This is a genomic window from Pedobacter frigidisoli, assembly GCF_032678525.1.
Lineage (GTDB): Bacteria > Bacteroidota > Bacteroidia > Sphingobacteriales > Sphingobacteriaceae > Pedobacter > Pedobacter frigidisoli_A.
In genome coordinates this window covers 22,892-46,827 of record NZ_JAVTSE010000001.1, presented here as the reverse complement: position 1 = coordinate 46,827, position 23,936 = coordinate 22,892, and the positions used below count along the sequence as shown (strand labels likewise).

The following is a 23,936-nucleotide window of genomic DNA, read 5'->3' as shown; positions in this document are numbered from 1 at the left end:
TTATTTGAATTAATAATCATTAGAAGGTTAATTTTATTCCGAGGTTATAAGCGCGTGCTAAAGGATAGTTTCCATAATCTACCCCTGGAGTTAAGTTAGCACCGCCATTATAATCTACATCAGGATTATAACCTTTATAATTAGTGATGGTAAATGCGTTATCTACGCTACCGAATATCCTGATATTCTCGACATGGAGATTTTTGGCTACGGCCTTAGGAAAATTATAGCCTAGGGTCATATTTGTACATCTTAGATAAGAACCATCCTGAATGTAGAAGGATGATAGACGGGTACTGTTGCTCTGCGTTCCGGCGCGGGATGCCCGGTAATTTAAGCCACTTCCAGGGTTAGCTTCATTTCTGTAACGATCAGCCACTTCTACATATTGATTTCCTGATCCCTCAAAGTTGTACAGGTAGTAATCCTGCCCATCCAATACGCTGTTTCCTTGAGAACCATTAAATGACGCTCTAAAATCTATTGCTCTATAACTTGCATTTACTGCGAAGCCATAGGTAAAGTCGGGATAAGGACTTCCAATGATCTTTTTATCAGCATCGTTAACTATGCCATCTCCATTGGTATCTTCAAAGTATAAATCGCCAACTTTATATGGATTAGATTGTGCTGAGGATCGGGCCACCTTACCTAATAATTCCGGGGTTACTCTACCCGCTACCTGATAACCATAAAACATACCAACGGGCTGGCCTTCCATCGTTACGTGTGTAATGTAAGAACGTTCGGCACCGTTTGTAAATATGGTACTGTTTCCACCCAGATTAAGTACTTTATTCTTATTCAGCGAAATATTACCACTCAAACCCAAAGTGAAGTTATCGTTGTTAATAATGCGGCCATCCAACTGAAGATCAAAACCTTTATTCCTGACCCTACTGTCTTTAAGATTTGTTAAGATTGTTGAAGAACCTGAAACTGCTGAGATAGGTTGATTAAATAAGAGGTTATACGATAAACTGTAATAGTAGTTGGCCATTACCGACAAACGTCCGTTCAAGAAGCTTAGATCAGTACCAAAGTTATATTGTGATGTTGATTCCCATCCCAGATTCTGATCTTTAATTCCTCCAGCCCACATGGCTGTTGATACAGCTGTTCCTGCTCCGAAAACAGATCCTCCGGGAGAGTTCATGGTTTGGGTATGGTTGTAATCGCCGATATTGTTATTGCCACTCAACCCCCAGCTTGCTCTCAATTTAACCGATGAACCTCTACCTAAGAAATCATTATACCACTCTTCCTGAGACAGGTTCCAGCTTGCGGCAACTGATGGGAAAGACCCCCACTTATTATTAGGGCCAAAACGTGAAGAACCATCTGTACGGAATGATCCGGTTAAGAAATATTTACCATCGTAATTGTAGCTAAACCGACCAAAATAGGAAAGAAGCGTAGTCACTGTTTTTCCGGTTGCAGATCCTAAAGTAAATAAATTGGCATCTGCCGGCTTGTCTGTAATCTCGCCGATTTTATCGCTGGTAAAACCGGTAGCACTGATGCGTACTACATCAGTTGCAGTATGCTGGGCCGAATAGCCTCCCAACACGTTCAGGTTATGTTTACCAAATTTTTTATCATAATTTAATGTAAACTCTGCCAGCTTATCTATTCTTGTCAGGTTTTGGGCAATCGAATTAGACGCTGCAATTGAAGAAGCTGAATAAGGTGCATTTCCACTACCATTGCTTAAACTACCCGGGCGATAGTAATCATATTTTTCACTATAATTCTGCGTACCTAAATTAGCTTTAAAGTTTAGGCCATTCAGGATTTCATAGGTAGCATATGCATTGTAGTTGTTGCGGTTTCCCAGACGATTAATTTTCATTTCATTAACCGTAGCAAGCGGATTTTCTAAACCCTGATAGCCATACTGATCGCCTAAAGCAGCCATGCCATATTTGATGGGGTTACCATTTGCATCCGTTGCCGGCAAATAGGGAAGGTAAAGTAACGCAGACATCATCGGACTGAAACGGCCTTCACCAACTTCTTTATTATTCGTTTGGGTTAAGGCAATGTTTGCCCCTACCTTAAGGCGTTTGCTTACCTGACCTTCTATGTTAGAACGGAAGTTTAAGGAACGCATTGCGGTATTGGTTACAATACCATCCTGATCCTGATAACCGCCACTTACATAATATTTAATATCCTTATTACCGCCTGAAAAAGAGAGGTTATGACGTTGAAAGAAGGCATCTCTGTAAAGTACATCCTGCCAATCAGTATCGTATTTCGGAGCAATGGGTGTTTGCGTTGCGAAGTTATAGATATCTGTTGGAATACTCACAGACGAGCTGTTCCCCACATTTGCTGTACGGGCTGAATTGCTATCCGAAAACATTCCATCGTTCCAGGTTTTTCCGGCGTTCACAACTAAATCCTTGTAGGCATTGTTACGACCATCAATCATCAACTGAATGAACTGTTCCGCATTTAATAGTTTTACTTTCTTTGCTAGTTGAGTGATTCCAGCCTGCACATCATATTCAAAACGGCCTTTACCTTCCTTTCCCCGTTTAGTGGTAATGATCACTACACCGCCCGATGCTCTTGAACCGTAAATAGCCGCAGATGCTGCATCTTTCAAAATGTCGATGGTTTCAATATCTTCAGGATTGATGAAAACGTTATTTCCTGATGGATAACCATCAATTACATATAAAGGATCGGAGCTGGCATTGATTGAACCGACGCCTCTTACCCGTATTTTTGTACCAGCATAAGGTGCGCCTGTGGTTTGCGACACCTGTACGCCCGCTACTTTACCCACGAGTGCCTGACCAACTGTTGGTGCACTAAGGTTCATTTCGCTGGCTTTAACGCTGCTGATTGCACCGGTAACATCCGATTTCCGGATTTTCTGATACCCGATGGCAACGACTTCATTCAGCGTATTACTGCTTTCTTTTAATTGTACATTAATCGTTTTACTAGTTCCAACCAAAAGTTCTTGGGTTTCGAAGCCGATATACGAAAATGTTAGGGTGGCGCCATTTGTTGCATCGATGGTAAATTTACCATTAGCATCTGTAGTGGTTGTTTTTTTGGTTTGTTTATCATAAACACTCACACCAGGAAGGGGCTGTCCCTTCTCATCGGTTACCGTTCCGCTGATAGCAGCTAAATGATTATTGAGTTTAATAGACGGAAATAATTTAGCATTACTGGCTGCCAGGACCGGAGTATTGCAAAGGGCGAATACCCCGAGTGGCAATAGCAATTTCCTACAGGTAGTTTTGATACCTGTTACTGAAAAAAATGAAATCATCTTTTTGATTTAAGTAATTGTTTGAGAAATAGAAATTCGTTTATGTTATTGAAAGGCGTACATTTTCAAATTTACATAGGCAAATGTTTTAATTAAATATTTGTTTGGGAGAGCTTTTTACGTGGGCAAAACTAGGCTTGCTGTTTTAAGAAAACATTGCCGGCAGGTTAACACTACAATAACAAGAAGGCAGCAATGTTAAGGGTAGATTAACAGTTTTGTGGCCAGGTGGTATAAACAGCAGTTAAGGTATCCGCGGGGCGGAGGTAGGTTAAACGTGGCGAAAAGGTGGGGTAAAGGCGGATGGGATGGATGAGATGCAAAAATCCCGCAAGGCCAGACCATATTACTAAATTTCTTCAGCATTGGCAAGGATTTGCGGGATTTATTAAGGTGTAAAGCCGGAATTATTTCAGCAATTCGGCCAGGAATGCGGCGGTGTGCTTCCAGGCCCTTTTCGCCATAATTTCGTTATAATCAGCAGATTTAGGATCTGTGAAGGTATGTTTACTGTGAGCGTAGGTAATGATTTGCCAGTCGGCATTTCCTTCATTCATTTCAGCAATGAGTTTCGTCATTATTTCGGGAGTTACGCTTGCATCATCAGCCGGATTTTCGACTAATATTTTGGCTTTTAACGGCCCATTAGGTCTGTCAGCAGCTTTACCTAAACTACCGTGAATGGAGATGACGCCTACAACGGGCAAACCTGTACGGGCAGTTTCCAGTGCACCGGCACCACCGAAACAATAGCCGATTACGGCGATTTTATCTGGAAGTGCTCCGGCTTTCTTTAGTTGCTCCAGCGCCAGACTAATCCGTTTCTGGTAAGCCTGATAATCCTGTTTGTACTTTCCAGATAGTTTAGCTGCAGCCGCATTATCAGCAGGAATATTGCCTTCGCCATAAATGTCGGCAACAAAAGCTATGTATCCTTGCTTTTGCAGATCGAGCGCAGCAGTTTTGGCTTCCTCATCAATTCCTTTCCATGCCGGTAATACCAATACACCGGGAAGTTTTTTGCCAGCATTTGGGGTTACCAGGCCATTTAACTTCTGATCTCCGTCGGCATAGCTAACTGCCTTCAATTGTTGTGCATTTGCTAAGCCACTGACTAACATCGCTGCTATTAACATTAATTTCTTCATTTTCTTTATTGATTTATAGGTTTCTAAAATACGATTCTGGAATGGTTGTGCCATCAATCAAAACAGGAAATTACCTGATAGGTTTGTTGAGGCTTGAAAAATTTAAATCTGCATGGTGTAAAACAAGCCGGTAATATCACTGGCGGGGTAAAACTATCAACACAGGGGCTTGTTATTTAAATAAATTATCATTTTATGTGGAAGCGACATCTCCCTTTTATATTGGCTACGCTTGTTATTATGGCTGTTTACTCCTGTAAATCGGGCTCTGTTAATTTGTTCAAAGCGGTCAATCCTCACGAACAATACCGTCGGAAACTGGAAACAGCCGGACTCGACAAAACTGCCATGGGCGCGGCGTGGATTAATTCATCATTATTAAGTTTACAAAAGGCGTTGACGATTAGTTTACCTTACCGGGAGACCGGATTTTTTGGCGCAGATAAGGTGCAGGCGGTTACTTATAGATTCACGGCTACCAAAGGGCAAAAGCTGACGATCGCTTTAGCAAAGAAACCTGCAGAAACTGCACTATACCTGGACTTATGGTACCTTTCTGAGGTAAACAATCCTAAACTTATTGCTTCTGCCGACACCTTAAACCGACAGCTACAACAGGAAATAAATGATACCGGAACTTACCTGATCCGTTTGCAGCCTGAACTTTTACAGAGTGTGGAATATACTCTGGAGATTACCACTGGTCCATCGCTCGCCTTTCCAACACAATCGAAAAGTGGTAAAAGCATTGGAAGTTATTGGGGTGATGGGCGCGACAATAATGCCCGCAAACATGAGGGTGTAGACATTTTTGGAACTTTTAGAAGCCCTGTAGTAGCCATTGCCGATGGTACGGTAACCCGGGTAAACGAAAACAATTTGGGGGGTAAGGTGGTGTGGCTAAGACCAAAAGGCCGGGATTACACGCTTTATTATGCGCATCTCGACCAGCAGATTGCTACTGAAGGACAAGATGTTAAAACTGGTGATACGCTCGGTTTAATGGGCAATACCGGAAATGCTAAAAATACACCGACGCATCTGCACTTCGGGATTTATACTTCCGGCGGGGCAATCAACCCGCTTCCATTCATTGATCCGGTTACGAAGACACCCGCTCCTATCACGGCATTATTGACGAACCTGAACAGGACATTGCGTACTATAGGAAGAACCAGTTTGCTGAGCACACCACAAAGTAAATTAGCGGTTGCATCGAACCTTTCGCCGGCAACGGTTCTTCGTATTAACGGCGCTACGGGCAACTATTACAGGGCAGAGCTGCCTGATGGCAGCAGCGGATTTATTTCAGGTGGTGAACTGGTACAAGCCAATAAACCTTTACAAAAAATAAAGATCAATGCGCAACAACAGCAGGTTTATAACGAGCCTGATACCCTGGCCCCTGTTAAACTACATTTAAAAACAGGGGAAATGGTTAGTTTATTGGGCAACTTCAACAATTATCAGCTGGTGAGTAACGAGAAAAATGAGGTTGGCTGGATTGTGAAGTAATGAGTCCGAATGCTTTTAAGTCTTAAAATATCACTATCGCTTGTTTCACCAATAAATATGCAGCAAGCACATAAAGAAATATGGCGATGGACTTATTGATGATCAGGCTGCTCAAGGCAAACTTTTCCTGAATGAAAGTAGCAAAATGTGCATAAACATACAATGCCAGTGCCGAACCGAATCCCGACCCGACAGCAAAAATCACCAGGGAGAGGTAATCCGTTTCGATCCATTCGTGCAGAATGACATAGTTGCCGAAGAATAGCCAGAAAGGAATTTGCACCGGGTTGAGCACACCGAGGATTAAACCATAAAGCACGCTGCCGCTGCGTTTATCTTCTTCAGTATTACTTGTTTTAGGGACTTTTTTACGGTTTACCCAAGTGATGGTACCCATGGTAATGAACATCAGAATCATGAAGCAATCGACCAAAGTGCCAAGCCGGACTTCGCTTACTGCGGCATCGGGATTGATATCACTCATGGCCCACCGGGCGAAACGCATCATCCCGAAGGTAAAAAAAACCTCCACGCAGGAGAATGACAGTATGAAATACCATACCTGTCGCATCCCTTTGTTAATGGCCAGCTGCGCCACGGTAAGATTGATATTACCGGGCGGAATATAGCCCATGGCGTTGAGAAGAATACCTATAATAAACGTTAAAAATAGCATGGACGAAATTAGGTATTTATTTTAAATGGCTTGCCAGGTATTTACCGGTATAGGAATTTTTCTGCTTAACGAGATCTTCAGGTATTCCTTCGAATACCAGTTCACCTCCCCCATCGCCACCTTCGGGACCTATATCGATCACCCAATCCGCACACTTAATCATATCCATGTTATGCTCAATTACCAAAATGGTATTGCCTTGCTCAATCAAGGTGTTGAGTGCTTTTAACAGCTTTTTGATGTCGTGAAAGTGAAGTCCGGTAGTTGGCTCATCAAAAATGAACATCGTTTTATTGGCATTGTTCCCTTTAATCAGAAAGGATGCAAGTTTGATTCGCTGTGCCTCTCCACCTGATAAGGTATTGGACGACTGCCCAAGATGTACATAGCCTAAACCAACATCTACAAGCGGATTCAGTTTATTAAGGATTTTTGGCTCATCTTTAAAAAACTCAACGGCCTCATCAATGGTCATATCCAGAATTTCGGATACATTTTTCTCTTTATATACCACATCCAGTACCTGCTGCTTGAAGCGTTTTCCGCCGCAAGCCTCACAAGGCAGATAAATATCGGCCATAAACTGCATTTCGATTTTCACTTCGCCTTCACCCTGGCAAACGTCGCAACGTCCGCCCTCTACGTTAAAAGAGAATGCTGCCGGCTTTAGTCCCGCTGCTTTAGCTGCCGCCAGTCCTGAGAATAATGAACGGATATCATCCCATGCTTTCACGTAAGTTACCGGGTTGGAGCGGCTGGAACGGCCAATTGGATTCTGATCGACAAGCTCCACGGCACTCACCAGTTCATAATTACCGAATATTCCATCATAGGCTCCCGTTTGTTCACCGGCATAATTACCGATGGCTTTTTGCAGTGCAGGGTATAATATTTTTTTAACCAGACTGGTTTTTCCGGAACCCGAAACCCCGCTTACCGCTGTAAATACACCCAACGGGAATTTGACATCAATATTTTTCAGGTTATTTTCCCGTGCCCCTTTGATCAGGACATGATCTTTCCATTTCCGTCGCTGTGCAGGGATTGCAATTTTCTCTGCGCCCGACAGGTACCGGCCGGTTAAGCTGTTTTTATCTTTCAGGATGGATTCATAGTCGCCACTGAATACCAGATTACCGCCATGGGTACCGGCTTCAGGGCCGATATCGATGATGTAATCTGCAGCGCGCATCATTTCCTCTTCGTGCTCTACAACCAGTACGGTGTTACCCACATTACGTAGGGATAACAGTACTTCTATCAGTTTATTGGTATCGCGGGGGTGTAAGCCGATGCTTGGTTCATCCAGGACATAGATGGAACCCACCAGACTACTGCCCAGGGAAGTGGCCAGGTTAATTCTTTGGGATTCGCCTCCTGACAGGGTATTAGATAACCTGTTCAGCGTTAGATAACCAAGGCCAACATTATTCAGATAAAGGAAGCGGTTGTCGATCTCTGCCAATAAACGTTTAGCCACTTTAGTATCTGTAGCATTAAGCTTCAATTCATTGAAGAAAGCCAGGCCTTTCGACAAAGGCATCAATACCACATCTATAATCGACTTTTCGGCAATTTTAACATACGACGCATCTTTACGCAAGCGGGATCCTTTACATTCAGGACAAGTCGTTTTGCCGCGGTAACGCGAAAGCATCACCCGGTATTGTATCTTATAAGTTTGTTCTTCGAGTTCTTTAAAGAAATCATTCAAACCTGAGAAGTGTTTGTTTCCGGTCCACAGCAGCTGCTGCTCCTTTTCAGTAAGCTGACTATAAGGGCGGTGAATAGGGAAATCGAACTTCGCAGAAGCTTTAATGAAGTTTTGCAGCCAAACGCCCATTTTCTCACCGCGCCATGGCGCGATGGCATTATCATAAACGCTCTTGCTCTTATCTGGAATCACAAGATCTTCATCAATACCGATTACATTTCCGTATCCTTCGCAACGTTTACAGGCTCCATAAGGATTATTGAATGAAAAGAAGTTTGGTGTAGGTTCTTCGAACCTGATTCCGTCGAGTTCAAATCGGTCGCTAAAGTGTTTGGTAGTGCCTTCTACTTCTACATAACAATCCCCTTTTCCTTCAAAGAAAGCAGTTTGTACCGAGTCGGCCAGGCGGCTTAAGGTTTCTTCTTCCTGATTGGTTACGATCCGGTCGATCAGAATCTGAACAGTTTTATCATCTGTAAGTTCAGCATCTTTGAAATCAACATCTTCTAAAACAGATTCGATTTTTAAAATTTTCTTATCTATTAAAACCCTTAAAAAGCCTTTTTGGAGTAAAATAGCGAGTTCTTCCTTTATTGTCCGGTTATTGTGTGGGTATAAGGGGCAGAAAATCGTTACTGTGGTACCTTCCGGCAGGGCGTTTACATAATCCACTACCGAGCTTACCGAATCTTTTTTAACCTCTTTACCTGAAACCGGTGAGATGGTTTTGCCGATGCGGGAAAAGAGAAGCTTCAGGTAATCGTATATTTCAGTAGACGTACCCACGGTTGAACGCGGGTTTGATGTAATCACTTTTTGCTCAATGGCAATGGCGGGTGCAATACCTTTGATATAATCTACATCTGGTTTGTTCATCCTTCCCATAAACTGACGAGCGTAAGAAGACAAACTTTCGACGTAGCGGCGCTGCCCTTCAGCATACAAAGTATCAAAAGCGAGAGAAGATTTCCCGGAACCTGACATTCCTGTAACCACTACCAGTTTATTTTTGGGGATGGCGACATCGATGTTTTTAAGGTTGTGCACACGAGCACCTTTTATAATAATATTTTTATGCGGATCTTTTTCGGCTTCTTTTTTGCTCATGAATAATAAAGGATTTTAAAACATAACCCATTTAATAAATGTAGGGTTTTAAAAACATACAAAAATAGGGTACTGAGGTCGTTAATTTATTTTTTAACATTTTATTTTTTGTTTTTTGATAAAAAAATAACTTTCTTTGGATATTAACAAGCTCAGAACCAAACTAACAAGAATCAAAAAAGCATAGGAGAAAAGCTATAGAAATTAAACATCTACAAATTAATTTTTAGCAAATAGTACGGGATTTAGTGTAGGTAAACCTATGGATTTACAATCATATAACGATCAGGACCTGGTAAAATTGTATATTACCGGGAACGAAAATGGATTGCAGGAACTTTTAAGAAGACATAAAAGTAAAATTTATACTTCTATCTACCTATTGGTAAAAGACCAATATCTGGCAGAGGATATTTTTCAGGATGCCTTTATAAAAGTCATTAATACCCTGCGATCAGGACGATACAATGAGGAAGGCAAGTTCTTACCTTGGGTAATGCGTATTGCGCACAACCTGGTTATCGATTATTTCAGAAAAGAAAAAAGGACGCCAATTATCACCAGTTCTGATGGAATGGATGTATTCAATATGCTACACTTTTATGATGAAAGTGCGGAGGAAAGGATGTTACGCGATCAAACACATAAAGATTTGAAAGCCATGATCCATTTGTTACCGGATGAGCAGAAAGAGGTGCTTTTAATGCGTCATTATGCAGACCTTAGTTTCAAAGAAATAGCTGATTTAACAGAAGTGAGCATTAATACCGCTTTGGGCCGTATGCGTTATGCATTAAGCAATCTTCGAAAAATGCTGAAGACCAAAGAGATGACCTACAAAGGGTAATGAAAAAGTTACATATTTTGTTTAAGGGATTGAAATAAAGCATCTAAACAATCGTTAAGTTTATAAAACTTATCACATTTAGGTGCTTATGACAAAAACCTCTACATCGAACACAAATGTAAATTTACCCAATCATCCTATGTTTCAGCATAAAACTGATATAGAATCTGATGCGGAAATCGACTTATTTTATGATCAAATCAAAACTAAGTTAGATCGGCTGGCTAAAAATCCAAGTGATGAAACCATCAACAAGATTTTAGCCTACAGCAAATCCAAATAAGAAATTTACACGAGCTACAAGCTGCCCTGAAACCGGGGCAGCTTTTTTTTATTTTCCGCCGCTTGTATCATTCATTTGCCATCATCTGTATGGTGTGTTCCATCTTCAGCTAAAAACAGCTACTTTTGCTTAGTGTAATCAGAACACTAAGCATAACATGAACAAAAATCTTATCCCGTTAACTTTAGGTGGTTTAGGCATTGGTATTACAGAATTTGTAATGATGGGTTTACTGCCCGACATTGCGACGGATTTAAAGGTGAGCATTCCAGAAGCCGGACACCTGATATCTGCTTATGCACTGGGTGTAGTTATAGGTGCGCCATTACTGATCATGATTGCGGGTAAATATCCACCAAAGAAAATCCTGATTGCGTTAATGGTGATGTTTACTGCTTTTAATGCCTTTTCGGCTTTTGCCCCAACTTTTGATACTTTATTTATTGCCCGGTTATTATCCGGCTTACCACATGGTGCCTTTTTTGGCGTGGGCTCTGTAGTGGCGAGCAGGATTGCGGAGAAAGGAAAAGCTGCACAAGCCGTTTCCTTGATGTTTATGGGTTTAACAATTGCCAATATACTAGGGGTTCCGCTGGGTACTTTTATAGGCCATAACTTCTCGTGGCGGATTTCATTTGCAGTAGTGGTATTTGTAGGGCTGGTTACTTTGCTTTTCCTGAAATTATGGCTTCCTGCCCTGCCTGCTACCGAAAACCGAGATTTGAAATCTGAACTCAGCTTCTTTAAAAAGAGAGATGCCTGGATTATCATTTTTATGATTTCCATTGGTACGGGCGGATTGTTTACCTGGTACAGCTATATTGCGCCGCTCATGACTATTGTAGCCGGCTTTTCGGCTAATGCTGTTACCTACATTCTGATGCTGGCCGGCGTTGGGATGTTTATCGGAAATTATCTTGGTGGAAAACTTGCGGACCGCTTTTCGCCAGCTAAGGCTTCGGCAGTGTTGTTAATTGCGATGGTGGTTACTTTGGTTATTGTACACTTTCTTTCTTTTAATCAGCCACTGGCTTTAATCATGACTTTTATAACCGGTGCCGTTGCTTTCGCGCTGGCCTCTCCAATTCAGATGTTAATGATTCAATCGGCCAAAGGTTCTGAAATGCTCGCTGCCTCGGCAAGTCAGGCGAGCTTTAATATCGGGAATGCTTTAGGTGCGTTTTTCGGGGGACTTCCGCTGGTTTATGGATTTGATTATACCTCACCTGCATACGTGGGTGCCGCAATGGCGCTTGTAGGTGCATTTTTTGCATTCTGGTTAATTAAAAGAAACACATTAAAATCACCTGAAGAGCAAGTGGCTTCGAAATCCGAATACGTGCCAATGCATTAGGTAATTACGAATTGAATTTATGCATCCTTAGCGGGCTTTCCCTATATTTGCCCATGCTTAAAAAAGAACGTTATAAACTTTTTGTAGAACATTTTTCTGCCAAACAACCAGATGCGGAAACAGAATTGCATTATAATAATCCATACCAGCTTCTGGTGGCCGTAATTCTTTCGGCACAGTGCACCGATAAGCGGGTGAACATGGTTACGCCAGCTCTTTTTCAGCGCTTCCCAAATGCCAGAACACTTGCGGAGGCTACCCCAGATATTGTATTTGACTACATCAGAAGCATCAGCTATCCAAACAATAAAGCAAAGCACCTGGTCGGAATGGCTAACATTTTACTGCATGAATTCAATGACGTGGTACCCTCGGATATTAATGACTTGCAGAAGATGCCTGGTGTCGGGCGTAAAACGGCCAATGTGATTGCATCCGTCATTTATAATGCTCCGGCTATGGCCGTTGATACTCATGTTTTCAGGGTAGCGAACCGGCTTGGCCTTACCAATGGGAAAACACCTCTGGCTGTTGAAAAAGATCTGGTCAAACATTTACCTGAACAAGACATCCACATTGCCCACCATTGGCTTATTCTCCACGGGCGATATGTATGTTTGGCGAGAAGCCCGAAGTGCGCTGTTTGTGAGATTACCTATATGTGCCGGTATTTTGAACGGATGACGGTGCAAAATGCGCGAGATAAGAAAGAGGCATAAAATATTTTTAATAATACTATTGACATTAGCTAAAAAACATTTAACTTAGCTAAATATTTTAGTATATAGTTATAAACATTCAGACTTATTAGCTGACAATTCAAGTATATTTACAGCAACAAATTAAATAAAATGGCAAGCGCAAATCCTGATAAATTAAAAGCCCTACAATTAACCCTCGATAAGTTAGAAAAATCTTATGGAAAGGGTACCATTATGAAACTTGGCGATACTGCAATTGAACCTATAGATTTTATTTCTACGGGATCAATCAGCTTAGATATTGCATTGGGTATTGGTGGTATTCCAAAAGGAAGGGTTATTGAGATCTATGGTCCGGAGTCATCTGGTAAAACAACCTTAGCGACACACATTATTGCTGAAGCACAGAAAAAAGGGGGTATTGCGGCATTTATTGATGCAGAGCACGCCTTTGATCAGTTTTATGCAAAAAAACTAGGTGTGGATACAGACAATCTTTTGATTTCACAACCGGACAATGGTGAGCAGGCGCTGGAAATTGCAGACAACCTGATTCGTTCGGGTGCTATTGATGTAATTGTAATTGACTCTGTTGCTGCTCTGGTTCCTAAAAGTGAAATTGAGGGTGAAATGGGTGACAGCAAAATGGGACTACATGCCCGTTTGATGAGTCAGGCTTTACGTAAACTAACAGGTACCATTTCGAAAACAGGATGTTGCTGTATTTTCATCAACCAGTTGCGTGATAAAATTGGTGTGATGTTCGGTAACCCGGAAACTACCACCGGTGGTAATGCATTGAAATTCTATGCTTCCGTTCGTTTAGATATCCGTCGTACTTCTCAAATTAAAGATTCTGATGAAGTTTCTGGTAACCGCGTTAAAGTAAAAATTGTTAAAAATAAAGTTGCACCGCCTTTCCGTATTGCTGAATTTGATGTAATGTTTGGAGAAGGTATTTCTAAAAATGGTGAAATCATCGACTTAGGCGTAGACTTTGGAATTATTAAAAAAGCAGGTTCATGGTTTTCTTACGGGGATACCAAACTTGGTCAGGGTAGAGATGCAGTGAAGCAACTCTTAAATGATAATCCGGAATTGGCTGAAGAATTAGAAATCAAGATTAAGGCTGAAGTTACTGGTGAGCATTTAGCTGAAAAATAATTTAAACCGTATCTTTTTGAATAAAGGGGCAGCCACAAACTGCCCCTTTATTGTTGCTAAAAATAGCATTTATGTTACAATAGATATTTAAATGCCATAAAAATGTTAAAGAACGTTAAAGCGCATTACATTCTTTGAAGTTTTACGTTTATAAGTCATAATTCGATTATTATGAAGTTACATGCTTATACGGACCTCTCATTACATACAAGAGAAAACGAGTATTGGAAAGATATTGTTGGACTTGAAGGACATTTTCAAGTATCAAACCACGGGCGCATTAAAGCGCTGACCCGACAACTGGAAAACCGTTTAGGTGTCAAACGACAGTTTCCGGAAAGAATCCTTAAACAAACCCAAAATAAAAGTTACAATAAGTTCACTGGAGATACCAGAATTTACCTTCAGGTATCGATGAGTATGGCAGGAAAGATTATCAATTTCAGTGTTCCGCGTTTAGTATACTATACTTTTGTTAAACCTTTTGATCTTGCCGACAAAAACACCTATATATTTCCTACCGACGGCGACACGCTGAATGCAACGGCTGAAAACCTGTTTATGGGCGGCCAGGAGATTAAACAAAAGCGCATGGCTGAAGCAGGACGGAAAGGCAATGTTTTCGCTACCATGAGCCAGACTGACCGTTTGGTGATGCAGGCCAAGATTAATGCAAAGCGGGCAGAGAATCCTAAAGACCAGATCAGCCGTTATTCTTTATCCGGCAAGCTTCTGGAAACCTATCACAATGCAGAAGTGGCAGCTAAAGTTTTCGGTTGCAGCGCTAACCTGCTCTCAAAAGCCACGCGGGGAAAGCCGCTTACATACAAGAGCTATATATGGAGAAGAGGTGCTAATGAGGAAATTGACATTAATGAATTTGCAGGAACAACGGGTATCTGGGGCTCCCCCCTTTCCAAATACATCCACAATATCGGCCAGTATAGTTTACAGGGAAAACTGATTGCTACATTTGGAACCATAAAGGAGATAGAAAGCAAGTTGAATCTAAACTACAATCAACTTTCGGGAAGTTTAAATGGAAGAAATATAACTTGTGGCGGATTTATCTGGCGCTACAGCACCAAGCCTACAATCAATATTAAACAGCTGGAAAAATTACCAGGCTTTAAACATTCATCGGTGTATTCGGAGCATAACAAAATCAGCCGTTATGATCTTGATGGAATCTGGAGAGGAACCTATGCAGGCGTTTCTGACGCAAGTCGAAAAACTAAAGTAGATTCAAAAAGCATTCATATTGTATTAAAGGGTGATGGCATTACGGCAGGTGGCTACCTATGGGCAAAGGGGGAAGCATTAAGGCTTAATCCCAATTCATTCAGGCAACATAGTCATTTTGAGCATTCGTTGTTACAACGTTACATGAAGCAAAAAAATCAAAGGAATACCAATACAGCTTCTCAACAAATGCAGGCGCTTTAGGTTAAGACCGCTAAGATGAGAACACACAAATAGCCATCCCGGTTTGAAATGGCTATTTGTGTGTTATAGCAATGTATTTAATTCTGACTAAAAACCGTACTAAAATCTTTTGTTACGTATACAATAACCAGTAAAGCGGCAATAACAAGCCCTCCAAGAATAATCACTCCCCAGGTGCCCTTTAACTTATTTTTATCTTTTCTAATCAGATAGTACAACAATCCGATAAGGGGAATGGCACAAATAAGCCAAAAAATCAATGATGCTCCAGTCATGTAGGTATATATAAAATATTATTTAAAACTCCATTCTCGCTTTTGGGGCGATGTCGTGGCCAACAAAATCATTGGCTAAAAACTTTTGATAACCTGCGATGGCAATCATGCCTGCGTTATCGGTGCAATATTGAAAAGCAGGAATAAATACTTCCCATCCGAGTTGGCCGGCAAGCTCTTGCAGACTATTCCTCAAACCGGAATTGGCTGATACTCCACCCGCTATGGCAATCTGTTTAATGTTGTACTGCTTTGCTGCTTTCTTCAGTTTACTTAATAAGATCTGAACGATGCTGTGCTGCACAGAAGCACAAATATCCTCTAAATTTTGGGTAATAAAATCAGGATTCTCAGCTTCTTGTTTTCTGATAAAGTAAAGAATAGAGGTTTTAAAGCCGCTAAAACTAAAATTCAGATCTGCAATCTGAGGTTCTGCGAACTTGAATGCTAATGGATTTCCATTCTTTGCATGTTTATCGATTAAAGGACCACCAGGATATGGGAGTTTCAGAATTTTTGCTGTTTTATCAAAGGCTTCACCTGCGGCATCGTCGAGGGTTTCGCCAACAATTTCCATATCGAAATAGTCGCGTACCAGTACAATCTGGGTATGTCCGCCGGATACGGTTAAACATAAGAAGGGAAATTCAGGTTTCGGATCGTCGATGAAGTGCGCCAGAATGTGGGCGTGCATATGATTCACAGAAATTAACGGAACCCCCAGGGCAAGTGCAAAAGACTTAGCGAAGGATACCCCTACGAGCAGGGAGCCTAAAAGGCCGGGACCTTGTGTAAAAGCAACGGCACTGATGTCCTGTTTTGTAACCTCAGCATTTTTCAACGCCTGTGCAATTGTAGGCACAATATTTTGCTGATGTACCCTGGATGCCAGTTCAGGGATTACCCCTCCATAATTTTCATGAATTGTTTGGTTTGCAATAACATTGGCCGTAATTTTGCCGTTGTTACATATGGCAACCGAGGTATCGTCGCAAGAGGACTCTATAGCAAGTATAACAGACAATTTATTTAATATTTAAGCTGCAAAATTATTAAAAAACTATTTAAAATACTCCTTTGGGTAATTGCATCAATAATTTTGCTGCTTGCGCTAATCATTTTCTCACTACAGTTTAAGCCCGTGCAAACTTTTTTTGCGCAAAGGGCCGCTGCATATCTATCTAAGGAGCTTAAAACAACCGTATCTATCAAAAGTCTTTACATAAAGCCTTTCAAATCGGTTGTACTTGAAGACTTACTTGTACTAGACCTACAGAAAGATACTTTGTTGAGTACCCCTAAATTCATGGTCGATATTAATCAACTCTCTATCGACAAGAAAATTATTGACATTAGCACTGTACAAATTAACAATGGCCAGTTTTTCCTAAAGGATTTCAAAGATAAGTCTTCTAACCTCGATTTCATCATTGATTATTTTGATTCGGGTAAGCCTACTGTAAAGAAAAAGAAAAGTAAACCTTTTGATGTTGGTTTAGGGCGTTTAATCCTGAATAAGTTTGCCTTCCGTTACAAAAATTTTGCAGCAAAAGATACCGCACAGGGGAGCGCTGTGAATTTTGATAATGTAAGTGTAAAAGAGCTTAGCGGGATTTTCGAGGGGCTCGACATGAAGAATCACCTCCTAAAAACGAATATTAAAAACTTAACCTTAAAAGAGAAAAGTGGTTTTTACCTGAAAAACCTGACCGCTGAGACGACTATTGACAGCAATGCCATTGAATTAAAAAAACTGTTGCTGGAAACCAACCAAAGCAGGTTGACCAACTATTATCAAATGAAGTTTAAAGGCTACCGCGATTTTAACCACTACATTGATAACGTGAGAATGAAAGCTGTTTTCAAGGACAGCCACCTTAGCTCAAGAGATGTGGCATTTTTTGCTCCGGAGCTTAAGGACATGAAACTGGATTTAGATGTTGACGGACAAATTACAGGGCTGGTAAATAATTTAAGGGCAAGAAACCTTTCTGTTAAAGCGGGTAAAGCGACCTATATTAAAGGAGATTTCATTTTAAAAGGGCTTCCGAAGTGGCGGGAAACTTTCATGGACCTGAAAATAGAAATGGCAGGCACCAATAAAACAGATCTTGACGAGGTATTGGCAGGCATTACCAACAGCAAAAAGAAACTTATTCCTGTAATTATCAATAAGTTTGGCAACATTAACTTTAACGGTAATTTCACCGGTTTTCAGGATGACTTTATCGCTTACGGGGAGTTCAAAACCAAATTGGGTCGCATTGTTTCGGATGTTAACATGAAGATCGACAAAAATGATGTGCCATCTTATACCGGAAGTGTTAAAACTTATGATTTCAATATTGGTAATTTAATCGATGAGCGTAGTCTTGGCCGTATCACTTCATCATTAAATGTAAAAGGAAGAGGAACGGAGCTTAAAAACCTGACTGAAAAACTTGATGGCGACATCGCATATATTGACTTTAATGGTTATCGCTACCGTAACGTTAAAATCGATGGTACATTTGATAAGAAATACTTTGATGGCAAGCTAAGCATCAATGACAAGAATATTAAACTGGCTTTTGACGGAGGGGTAAACCTAAATCCTAAACTTCCTGTATTTAACTTTAATGCAACCATTTCGAAGGCAAAACTAAAAGCCTTGAAACTGATGAAAGATTCATTAATGGTTGATGCAAAATTTACCACTAATTTTTCGGGAACCGATCTGAACAATATAGAAGGGAATTTACTCATTCAAGAAATTACGTTTAAAAACCCCAAAGGCACTTACAATGTAGATTCTGTTCAATTAATGGCTGCCGGTACAGGACCAAACCGAAATTTAAACATCAAATCAGACATACTTGATGCCAGTATTGTTGGTGAATACGACCTTAACTCTATTGTGTCGTACTATAAGGCGATAGCAAAAACCTATATCCCATCATTACAGACCAACATTATTAAATATAAAAACCAGATATTTCAGTTCAACCTGAGGGTTAAAAAATTCGAGGCACTGGCACAGCTGATCTCTCCCGGCCTTACCCTGGATGACGGGGCTACCCTGATTGGTGATTTTGATTCAAGGAATAACACCGCAACACTTAATGGCTATGTTAAAACCTTAAAGTATAATGGCATTGTGGTCAATAATATCATTCTTGATGAAAATACTACTCCTGAGCAACTTCAACTTATCGTTACATCAGACCGTGTTCAACTCAATGATAGTCTGTTTATCAAAGATGTAAACATTTCGAACATCCTGCGGAACGACAGCCTGGCTTTCAACGTGAAGATGTCGAATTCTGATGAGGCCAATCAGCTTGATTTAAACGGATTGGTTGAGTTTACTAAAAACCAGGATACGACTGCACGATTGAGTATCCTTCCGTCGATTTTGAAAATCAACAGCGAGGAGTGGCGGATTCAGGAAAAAGTTCGTATTGTACTTAATAATGGTAAAACGGAAATTAGCAATTTCGACCTGACGAACGGTTCACAGCAGCTTACCATTGATGGACTGATCTCTAACGACCCGAAAGACTTGATTAAGGTTGGCTTTACGGATTTTAACCTGAAAACTTTAAACCCTTTTACCAAAGGATTTGGCGTGAAACTGAGCGGGGCTGTTAATGGTGAAACCAATCTATATGGCATATTAAAAGGTCCGAGGGTAAATGACGACATTAAAATAGATTCCCTAAATTTCAATGATATCTATATCGGTACACTTACCGATACTTCATCCTTCAATAGTGAAAGCAATAAGGTTAGTATTTTCACCCGTGTAGTGACAGAAAATTCCGAGACTTTCAAGCTGACCGGGAATCTTGATCTGAAAGCTAAGGAGATTGACCTGAATTTACGGATGAATGAAAGTAAACTTACCATCCTTGAACCTTTTGTTAAGCAGCTGGTATCAAACTTAAAGGGGAATATATCGGCTGATCTGACAGTGAAAGGAAGTTTTGATAAGCCACAGATTAATGGAACGCTTGCCCTGGACAAGGCTGAACTAATGGTCAACTACCTCAAAACGACTTACGTGATCAGCAATGAGGTAAAAGTTGACAATAGTGTCATTACGCTTAAAGATTTTGAATTAAGTGACCTTGAAGGCCATAAAGGTATGGTGGAATCCGGAACGGTTGATTTGAATGACATTAATGACCCTACGCTAAATGTAAGTCTGAAAGCGGACAATTTAATGGCGCTGAATACAACTGCGAAAGACAATTCGATTTATTACGGGAAGGCTTATGGAACAGGTGTATTCAAATTTAACGGGCCAACGAGCAAGATGAAAATTGACATCAATGCCAAAACAGAAAAAGGTACTGTTTTTAATCTTCCATTAAACAGTTCTGAAACGGTATCAGATAAAGATTTCATTAATTTCATCAGCAGGGATTCTTCGGTAGCAAAGGTAAAAAGGACGACTAATTTCGATGGTTTGACGCTGACTTTCAAGCTGAGTATTGATCCGAACACCACAGCAAACATTTACACTACCCTGGGTAATTTGAGTGGAAAAGGAAATGCAGACTTAAGTCTGAACATTAATAGTCTGGGCGATTTTGAAATGTCTGGCGACTACATTATTGAATCAGGAAGTTTTGATTTCACGGCTCAGGAAGTGATCAATAAAAAATTCGAAATCAGACAGGGCGGAACAATCAGGTGGACAGGCAATCCTACAGCTGCACAAATTAACTTAAAAGCAGTTTATGCACTAAGGGCCAACCTGAGTGATCTTTTTAAAGCTGCAAACCGTGATGCCAGTAGTAATGCCAACCAGCGTGTGAATACGGAAGTTGAAATGGGACTTACGGGTTTACTTTTACAACCAGATATTAAGCTGGATATTAACTTCCCTGCCCAACCTGCTATTAAAGAAGAGTTGCAAACATATTTCAGCGATGTGAATAACCTGAACCTTCAGGCCTTCAGTTTAATCATCAGACGAAGTTTTGCACCGGGCAATGGCGGAGAATCAATCGGTAATCAATTAAGTTCGACCGCAGCGAGTACGGCGACCGAACTTGTTTTTAACCAGTTCAACAATGTGCTATCCTCATTAAACCTGAATTTTGTCGATTTAAACGTTCGCTCACTGAGTGAGGCAAGTGCATCGGTGAAATTGTTTAACGATAGGTTAATCATCAATGCAGGTATTGTGGACCGGAATAGCTTAAGTGACCTTTCTCTCGACTTTTCAAAAAGTAATGTTGGTGGAGAACTTGAGGCGGTATTCCTGATCAGAAAAGATGGTAGTTTAACAAGTAAAATTGCGAATAAACCTCCTACCATTCAGAGTGTATTTGCAAACCCTGGCATTGACCAGAACAGGAATGTAACTTCGTTCGGATTGGTATATACACAACAGTTTGATACCTTTAAGGAATTTATACAAAAGATTTCCGGTTCTTACCGCAGAAATTTGAAACGAAACCAAAAACAAGCACCTGTAAAAACGAATAAATCAATCAATAAAGAAGCAATTCTCAACGAAAATAAAAACAACCCGAGGAGATAATACCGGGTTGCAAAATGACAGGTATAATAAAAAGGGTCATCAATTTAAATTGATGACCCTTTTTTCTTTCGAGGAAGTTCGTACTAAAATAAAACTATCCTTTCATAATCGAATGTCCCATTTTATCACGCTTGGTGGCCAGGTAACGTTCGTTATGTTTATTGCTGGCAATTTCAATCGGGATGTTTTCGACCACTTCCAAACCATAGCCGATCAGGCCTGCTCTTTTAGTAGGGTTGTTGGTCATCAGGCGCATTTTGGTTACCCCTTCAGATCTCAGGATCTGGGCTCCTACCCCATAATCGCGTTCATCGCCTTTGAAACCCAGTTTGATATTTGCTTCAACGGTATCAAAACCGGCATCCTGAAGATTGTATGAGCGGAGTTTATTGATTAAACCAATTCCTCTACCTTCCTGGTTCATGTATACAACAAGGCCTTTGCCTTCTTTTTCGATCATTTCGAGGGCTTTGTGCAGCTGTGGACCACAATCGCAGCGGCAGGAACCGAATATATCGCCGGTTACACATGAGCTGTGTACGCGTGCTAAAATCGGTTCGTCCTGACTCCAGGTACCTTTTGAAATGGCCAGGTGTGTTGCATTGTTATCCAGCTGTGTATAAGCGGTCATTTTGAAATCACCCCAGGCTGTTGGCAAATCTATTGTTACTTCCTGTTTAATCAGACTATCGATCTTTAACCGATAAGCAATTAAATCTTCAATAGAGATAATTTTTAACTGGTGTTGTTCGGCAATTTTAAAGAGGTCAGGTAAACGAGCCATCTCGCCGTCTTCTTTTAAAATCTCTACCAGTAAACCAGCAGGCTTCATCCCCGCTAAACGTGCTAAATCTACTGCTGCTTCTGTATGACCAGCACGTCGAATCACCCCACCGTCTTTAGCGATGAGCGGAAAAATGTGACCTGGCCTGCCAAGTTCCTCCGGATCAGTTTCGGGATTTACTAAAGCCAACATCGTTTTAGAACGATCGCTTGCTGATATACCGGTTGTACAACCATGGCCAACCAAATCTACAGAAACGGTAAAGTTGGTTTCGTAGGCTGCAGTATTTTTACCTACCATGAGGTTAAGATTCAGTTCTTTGCAACGCTCTTCAGTAAGTGGGGCACAAATCAAGCCCCTGCCATAAGTAGCCATAAAATTGATCACTTCTGGCGTAGCATTTTCGGCTGCAGTTAAGAAATCACCTTCATTTTCTCTATTTTCGTCATCTACAACAATGATTACTTTTCCGGCTTTGATGTCGGCGATGGCTTCTTCAATTGTATTTAATTTTGTTTGCATTGTTATTAAAGCATAATGTCGCAAGCCCTCAACAACCTAAAAGCATTGATGTTTGCTTGCACAAAGGTACAACCTTATTGAGCATTCTAATGATTAAAATAATCATTTGGAAGTAAATGTAGCGGGTACTTATTTCTCCTTTTTCTTAAAGAATTTAGTAAAAAAAAGCTTGTAAGCATTAATATCGAACAGTGCGGAATCTACTGTGGCTTTGTAGGTTAGAAAGGCAGCCAGCGGAGAGAGTACGATGACGGCGATCCACATACCAAAAATAGGGTTCAGATTTCCTTCACGGGCAGTTTTCTCTGCCACAGTGGTGATGATGTGGTAGACCAGGAAAAAAGATATTGCCATTACTACGGGAAGGCCCATTCCACCTTTCCTGATAATTGCACCCAACGGCGCTCCGATAAAAAATAAAAGGATACACGAAGCGGCAAGTGTAAACTTGCGCTGATATTCGACCTTTGTAAATATCCACTCCCCTGTTAAATCGTTTTGACGCGGCGCCCAGTTCGGCACATGCTGCATAATACCCGCCACCACGTTGGTTGCATTTTCCAGACTCTGTTTCCTCGATCCGTTGGGTATATCTTTCAGAATTACATCGTCGATTTTTTTAGGAGCGGTTTTATACTTTGTATAACCTTTTGTGGTGTTGAACTGTTTAAAATTCCCAGTGAAACTGGCAATGGTATTGATTTGCAGGGTATCGAGCTGGCGCTTTAATGAATCTCTTTTTTTCACCAGGCCTTTCAGGTTAAGCATTGGTGTACTGTTTCCGAAAGCATTTGGATCGGTTGTATTTCCATCAAAAGAAGACATATCAAACTCCGGGGCAGTTTCCTTGAACCTCCTTCGCGAAAATACCTGCCTGGGATTGTACATGCCATTATTTTTGGCCTGTTCTTCGTACTGAACGCCATTTTTAAGTCTGAGAATAAGTGATTTCCCATCGGCAGTTTTCTCCATTTTGCCTTCTTTCGCTAAAATAACCTTAGGGATACCATTATTATCCTTATGATCATAAATCATAATGCCATGCAACATTCCATCCTCATCCTTACTGTCTACACGAATGGCATAGCCGGGGATTGCATTGTTGAATACACCTGGTTTGATCAGAAAAGAAAGTTTTTTGTTTCGTATATCGTACAGCAAGGAGCCAAACTTTAAATTGGCTTTGGGCAGCATGTAATTGGAAAACAGAAAGGATGCAATGGTAAGCATTAAAATCACAACCAACAGTGGCCTCATCGCACGTTGTAACGATATCCCCGCTGATTTGATGGCTACCAGCTCATAGTTTTCGCCGAGGGTACCGAAAGTCATGATAGAAGATAACAGTACAGATAATGGCAAAGCCATGGAAACATTAGCCGCAGAAGCATAATACATCAGCTCCAGAATGGTATACCACTCGAAGCCTTTGCCAATGAGGTCATCTATCCACTTAAATAAAAAAAACATCAAAAGAATAAACATCATCACAAAGAATGTGGCAATGAACGGTCTGATGAACGCTTTTATTAAGAGAAGATGTATTTTTTTCACCTTACAAAGGTAAACATT

The 23,936-nt window shown here is 40.9% G+C and carries 16 protein-coding genes; 8 read left to right on the top strand and 8 right to left on the bottom strand.

Annotated elements, in window-relative coordinates; genetic code table 11:
• Positions 1-19 precede the first annotated feature (19 nt).
• Together R2Q80_RS00170 and R2Q80_RS00165 are read right to left on the bottom strand one after the other, a co-directional pair.
• Positions 20-3,295, bottom strand: coding sequence for a TonB-dependent receptor (locus R2Q80_RS00170; RefSeq protein ID WP_316797645.1), 3,276 nt, complete (start codon positions 3,293-3,295; stop codon positions 20-22).
• Between the two features lie 407 nt (positions 3,296-3,702).
• Entirely contained in the window at positions 3,703-4,443 is a 741-nt protein-coding gene (locus R2Q80_RS00165; RefSeq protein WP_316797644.1) for a dienelactone hydrolase family protein, read from the bottom strand.
• Positions 4,444-4,638: 195 nt separating this feature from the next.
• Between R2Q80_RS00165 and R2Q80_RS00160 the strand changes: the two genes are divergently transcribed.
• Positions 4,639-5,958 (top strand): peptidoglycan DD-metalloendopeptidase family protein, encoded by a 1,320-nt coding sequence (locus R2Q80_RS00160; RefSeq protein WP_316797643.1) that lies wholly within the window; start codon positions 4,639-4,641, stop codon positions 5,956-5,958.
• A gap of 22 nt (positions 5,959-5,980) precedes the next feature.
• Here R2Q80_RS00160 and R2Q80_RS00155 read toward each other — a convergent pair whose 3' ends face one another.
• Together R2Q80_RS00155 and uvrA are read right to left on the bottom strand one after the other, a co-directional pair.
• Positions 5,981-6,634 carry a LysE family transporter gene (locus R2Q80_RS00155; RefSeq protein WP_316797642.1) on the bottom strand — a complete coding sequence of 218 codons (654 nt, stop codon included), beginning with the start codon at positions 6,632-6,634 and terminating at the stop codon, positions 5,981-5,983.
• 16 nt (positions 6,635-6,650) lie between these two features.
• Positions 6,651-9,455 (bottom strand): excinuclease ABC subunit UvrA, encoded by a 2,805-nt coding sequence (gene uvrA / locus R2Q80_RS00150; protein ID WP_316797641.1) that lies wholly within the window; start codon positions 9,453-9,455, stop codon positions 6,651-6,653.
• Positions 9,456-9,717: 262 nt separating this feature from the next.
• On the opposite strand from uvrA, the gene R2Q80_RS00145 reads away from it, so the two are divergent.
• From R2Q80_RS00145 to R2Q80_RS00120, 6 genes are all read left to right on the top strand, one after another.
• Positions 9,718-10,302 carry an RNA polymerase sigma factor gene (locus tag R2Q80_RS00145; RefSeq protein WP_316797640.1) on the top strand — a complete coding sequence of 195 codons (585 nt, stop codon included), beginning with the start codon at positions 9,718-9,720 and terminating at the stop codon, positions 10,300-10,302.
• 139 nt (positions 10,303-10,441) lie between these two features.
• Positions 10,442-10,585 carry a hypothetical protein gene (locus tag R2Q80_RS00140; protein WP_316797639.1) on the top strand — a complete coding sequence of 48 codons (144 nt, stop codon included), beginning with the start codon at positions 10,442-10,444 and terminating at the stop codon, positions 10,583-10,585.
• Between the two features lie 157 nt (positions 10,586-10,742).
• Entirely contained in the window at positions 10,743-11,939 is a 1,197-nt protein-coding gene (locus R2Q80_RS00135) for an MFS transporter (RefSeq protein ID WP_316797638.1), read from the top strand.
• 53 nt (positions 11,940-11,992) lie between these two features.
• Positions 11,993-12,658, top strand: coding sequence for an endonuclease III (gene nth, locus R2Q80_RS00130; protein WP_316797637.1), 666 nt, complete (start codon positions 11,993-11,995; stop codon positions 12,656-12,658).
• Positions 12,659-12,790: 132 nt separating this feature from the next.
• Complete coding sequence (gene recA, locus R2Q80_RS00125; RefSeq protein ID WP_047801366.1) at positions 12,791-13,804, top strand: recombinase RecA; 1,014 nt, start codon at positions 12,791-12,793, stop codon at positions 13,802-13,804.
• Positions 13,805-13,975: 171 nt separating this feature from the next.
• A complete protein-coding gene (locus tag R2Q80_RS00120; RefSeq protein WP_316797636.1) occupies positions 13,976-15,250 on the top strand; it encodes an NUMOD4 domain-containing protein in 1,275 nt (424 codons plus the stop codon).
• 77 nt (positions 15,251-15,327) lie between these two features.
• On the opposite strand, the gene R2Q80_RS00115 is transcribed toward R2Q80_RS00120, so the two are convergent.
• Both R2Q80_RS00115 and tsaD read right to left on the bottom strand, forming a co-directional pair.
• Positions 15,328-15,525 carry a hypothetical protein gene (locus R2Q80_RS00115; protein WP_316797635.1) on the bottom strand — a complete coding sequence of 66 codons (198 nt, stop codon included), beginning with the start codon at positions 15,523-15,525 and terminating at the stop codon, positions 15,328-15,330.
• A gap of 22 nt (positions 15,526-15,547) precedes the next feature.
• The gene (tsaD, locus tag R2Q80_RS00110; RefSeq protein ID WP_316797634.1) at positions 15,548-16,549 is read right to left on the bottom strand and encodes a tRNA (adenosine(37)-N6)-threonylcarbamoyltransferase complex transferase subunit TsaD; all 1,002 of its coding nucleotides are present in this window, start codon (positions 16,547-16,549) and stop codon (positions 15,548-15,550) included.
• 117 nt (positions 16,550-16,666) lie between these two features.
• Here tsaD and R2Q80_RS00105 point away from each other — a divergent pair, with 117 nt between their 5' ends.
• A complete protein-coding gene (locus tag R2Q80_RS00105) occupies positions 16,667-21,058 on the top strand; it encodes a translocation/assembly module TamB domain-containing protein (protein ID WP_316797633.1) in 4,392 nt (1,463 codons plus the stop codon).
• Positions 21,059-21,152: 94 nt separating this feature from the next.
• Here the strand turns inward: R2Q80_RS00105 and R2Q80_RS00100 are convergent, their stop codons facing one another.
• Positions 21,153-22,364, bottom strand: a complete 1,212-nt coding sequence (locus R2Q80_RS00100) for a bifunctional 3,4-dihydroxy-2-butanone-4-phosphate synthase/GTP cyclohydrolase II (protein WP_316797632.1) — start codon at positions 22,362-22,364, stop codon at positions 21,153-21,155.
• A gap of 129 nt (positions 22,365-22,493) precedes the next feature.
• Positions 22,494-23,918 (bottom strand): LptF/LptG family permease, encoded by a 1,425-nt coding sequence (locus R2Q80_RS00095; protein ID WP_316797631.1) that lies wholly within the window; start codon positions 23,916-23,918, stop codon positions 22,494-22,496.
• Positions 23,919-23,936 lie beyond the last annotated feature (18 nt).

What these genes read in the sequence shown, in the direction of transcription:
- R2Q80_RS00115 (WP_316797635.1), bottom strand. Translation starts at nt 15,525, where the DNA reads ATGACTGGAGCATCATTGATTTTTTGGCTTATTTGTGCCATTCCCCTT.
- R2Q80_RS00155 (WP_316797642.1), bottom strand. Translation starts at nt 6,634, where the DNA reads ATGCTATTTTTAACGTTTATTATAGGTATTCTTCTCAACGCCATGGGC.
- uvrA (WP_316797641.1), bottom strand. Translation starts at nt 9,455, where the DNA reads ATGAGCAAAAAAGAAGCCGAAAAAGATCCGCATAAAAATATTATTATA.
- R2Q80_RS00170 (WP_316797645.1), bottom strand. Translation starts at nt 3,295, where the DNA reads ATGATTTCATTTTTTTCAGTAACAGGTATCAAAACTACCTGTAGGAAA.
- R2Q80_RS00135 (WP_316797638.1), top strand. Translation starts at nt 10,743, where the DNA reads ATGAACAAAAATCTTATCCCGTTAACTTTAGGTGGTTTAGGCATTGGT.
- recA (WP_047801366.1), top strand. Translation starts at nt 12,791, where the DNA reads ATGGCAAGCGCAAATCCTGATAAATTAAAAGCCCTACAATTAACCCTC.
- R2Q80_RS00140 (WP_316797639.1), top strand. Translation starts at nt 10,442, where the DNA reads ATGTTTCAGCATAAAACTGATATAGAATCTGATGCGGAAATCGACTTA.
- R2Q80_RS00160 (WP_316797643.1), top strand. Translation starts at nt 4,639, where the DNA reads ATGTGGAAGCGACATCTCCCTTTTATATTGGCTACGCTTGTTATTATG.
- R2Q80_RS00145 (WP_316797640.1), top strand. Translation starts at nt 9,718, where the DNA reads ATGGATTTACAATCATATAACGATCAGGACCTGGTAAAATTGTATATT.
- R2Q80_RS00120 (WP_316797636.1), top strand. Translation starts at nt 13,976, where the DNA reads ATGAAGTTACATGCTTATACGGACCTCTCATTACATACAAGAGAAAAC.
- R2Q80_RS00100 (WP_316797632.1), bottom strand. Translation starts at nt 22,364, where the DNA reads ATGCAAACAAAATTAAATACAATTGAAGAAGCCATCGCCGACATCAAA.
- nth (WP_316797637.1), top strand. Translation starts at nt 11,993, where the DNA reads ATGCTTAAAAAAGAACGTTATAAACTTTTTGTAGAACATTTTTCTGCC.
- R2Q80_RS00165 (WP_316797644.1), bottom strand. Translation starts at nt 4,443, where the DNA reads ATGAAGAAATTAATGTTAATAGCAGCGATGTTAGTCAGTGGCTTAGCA.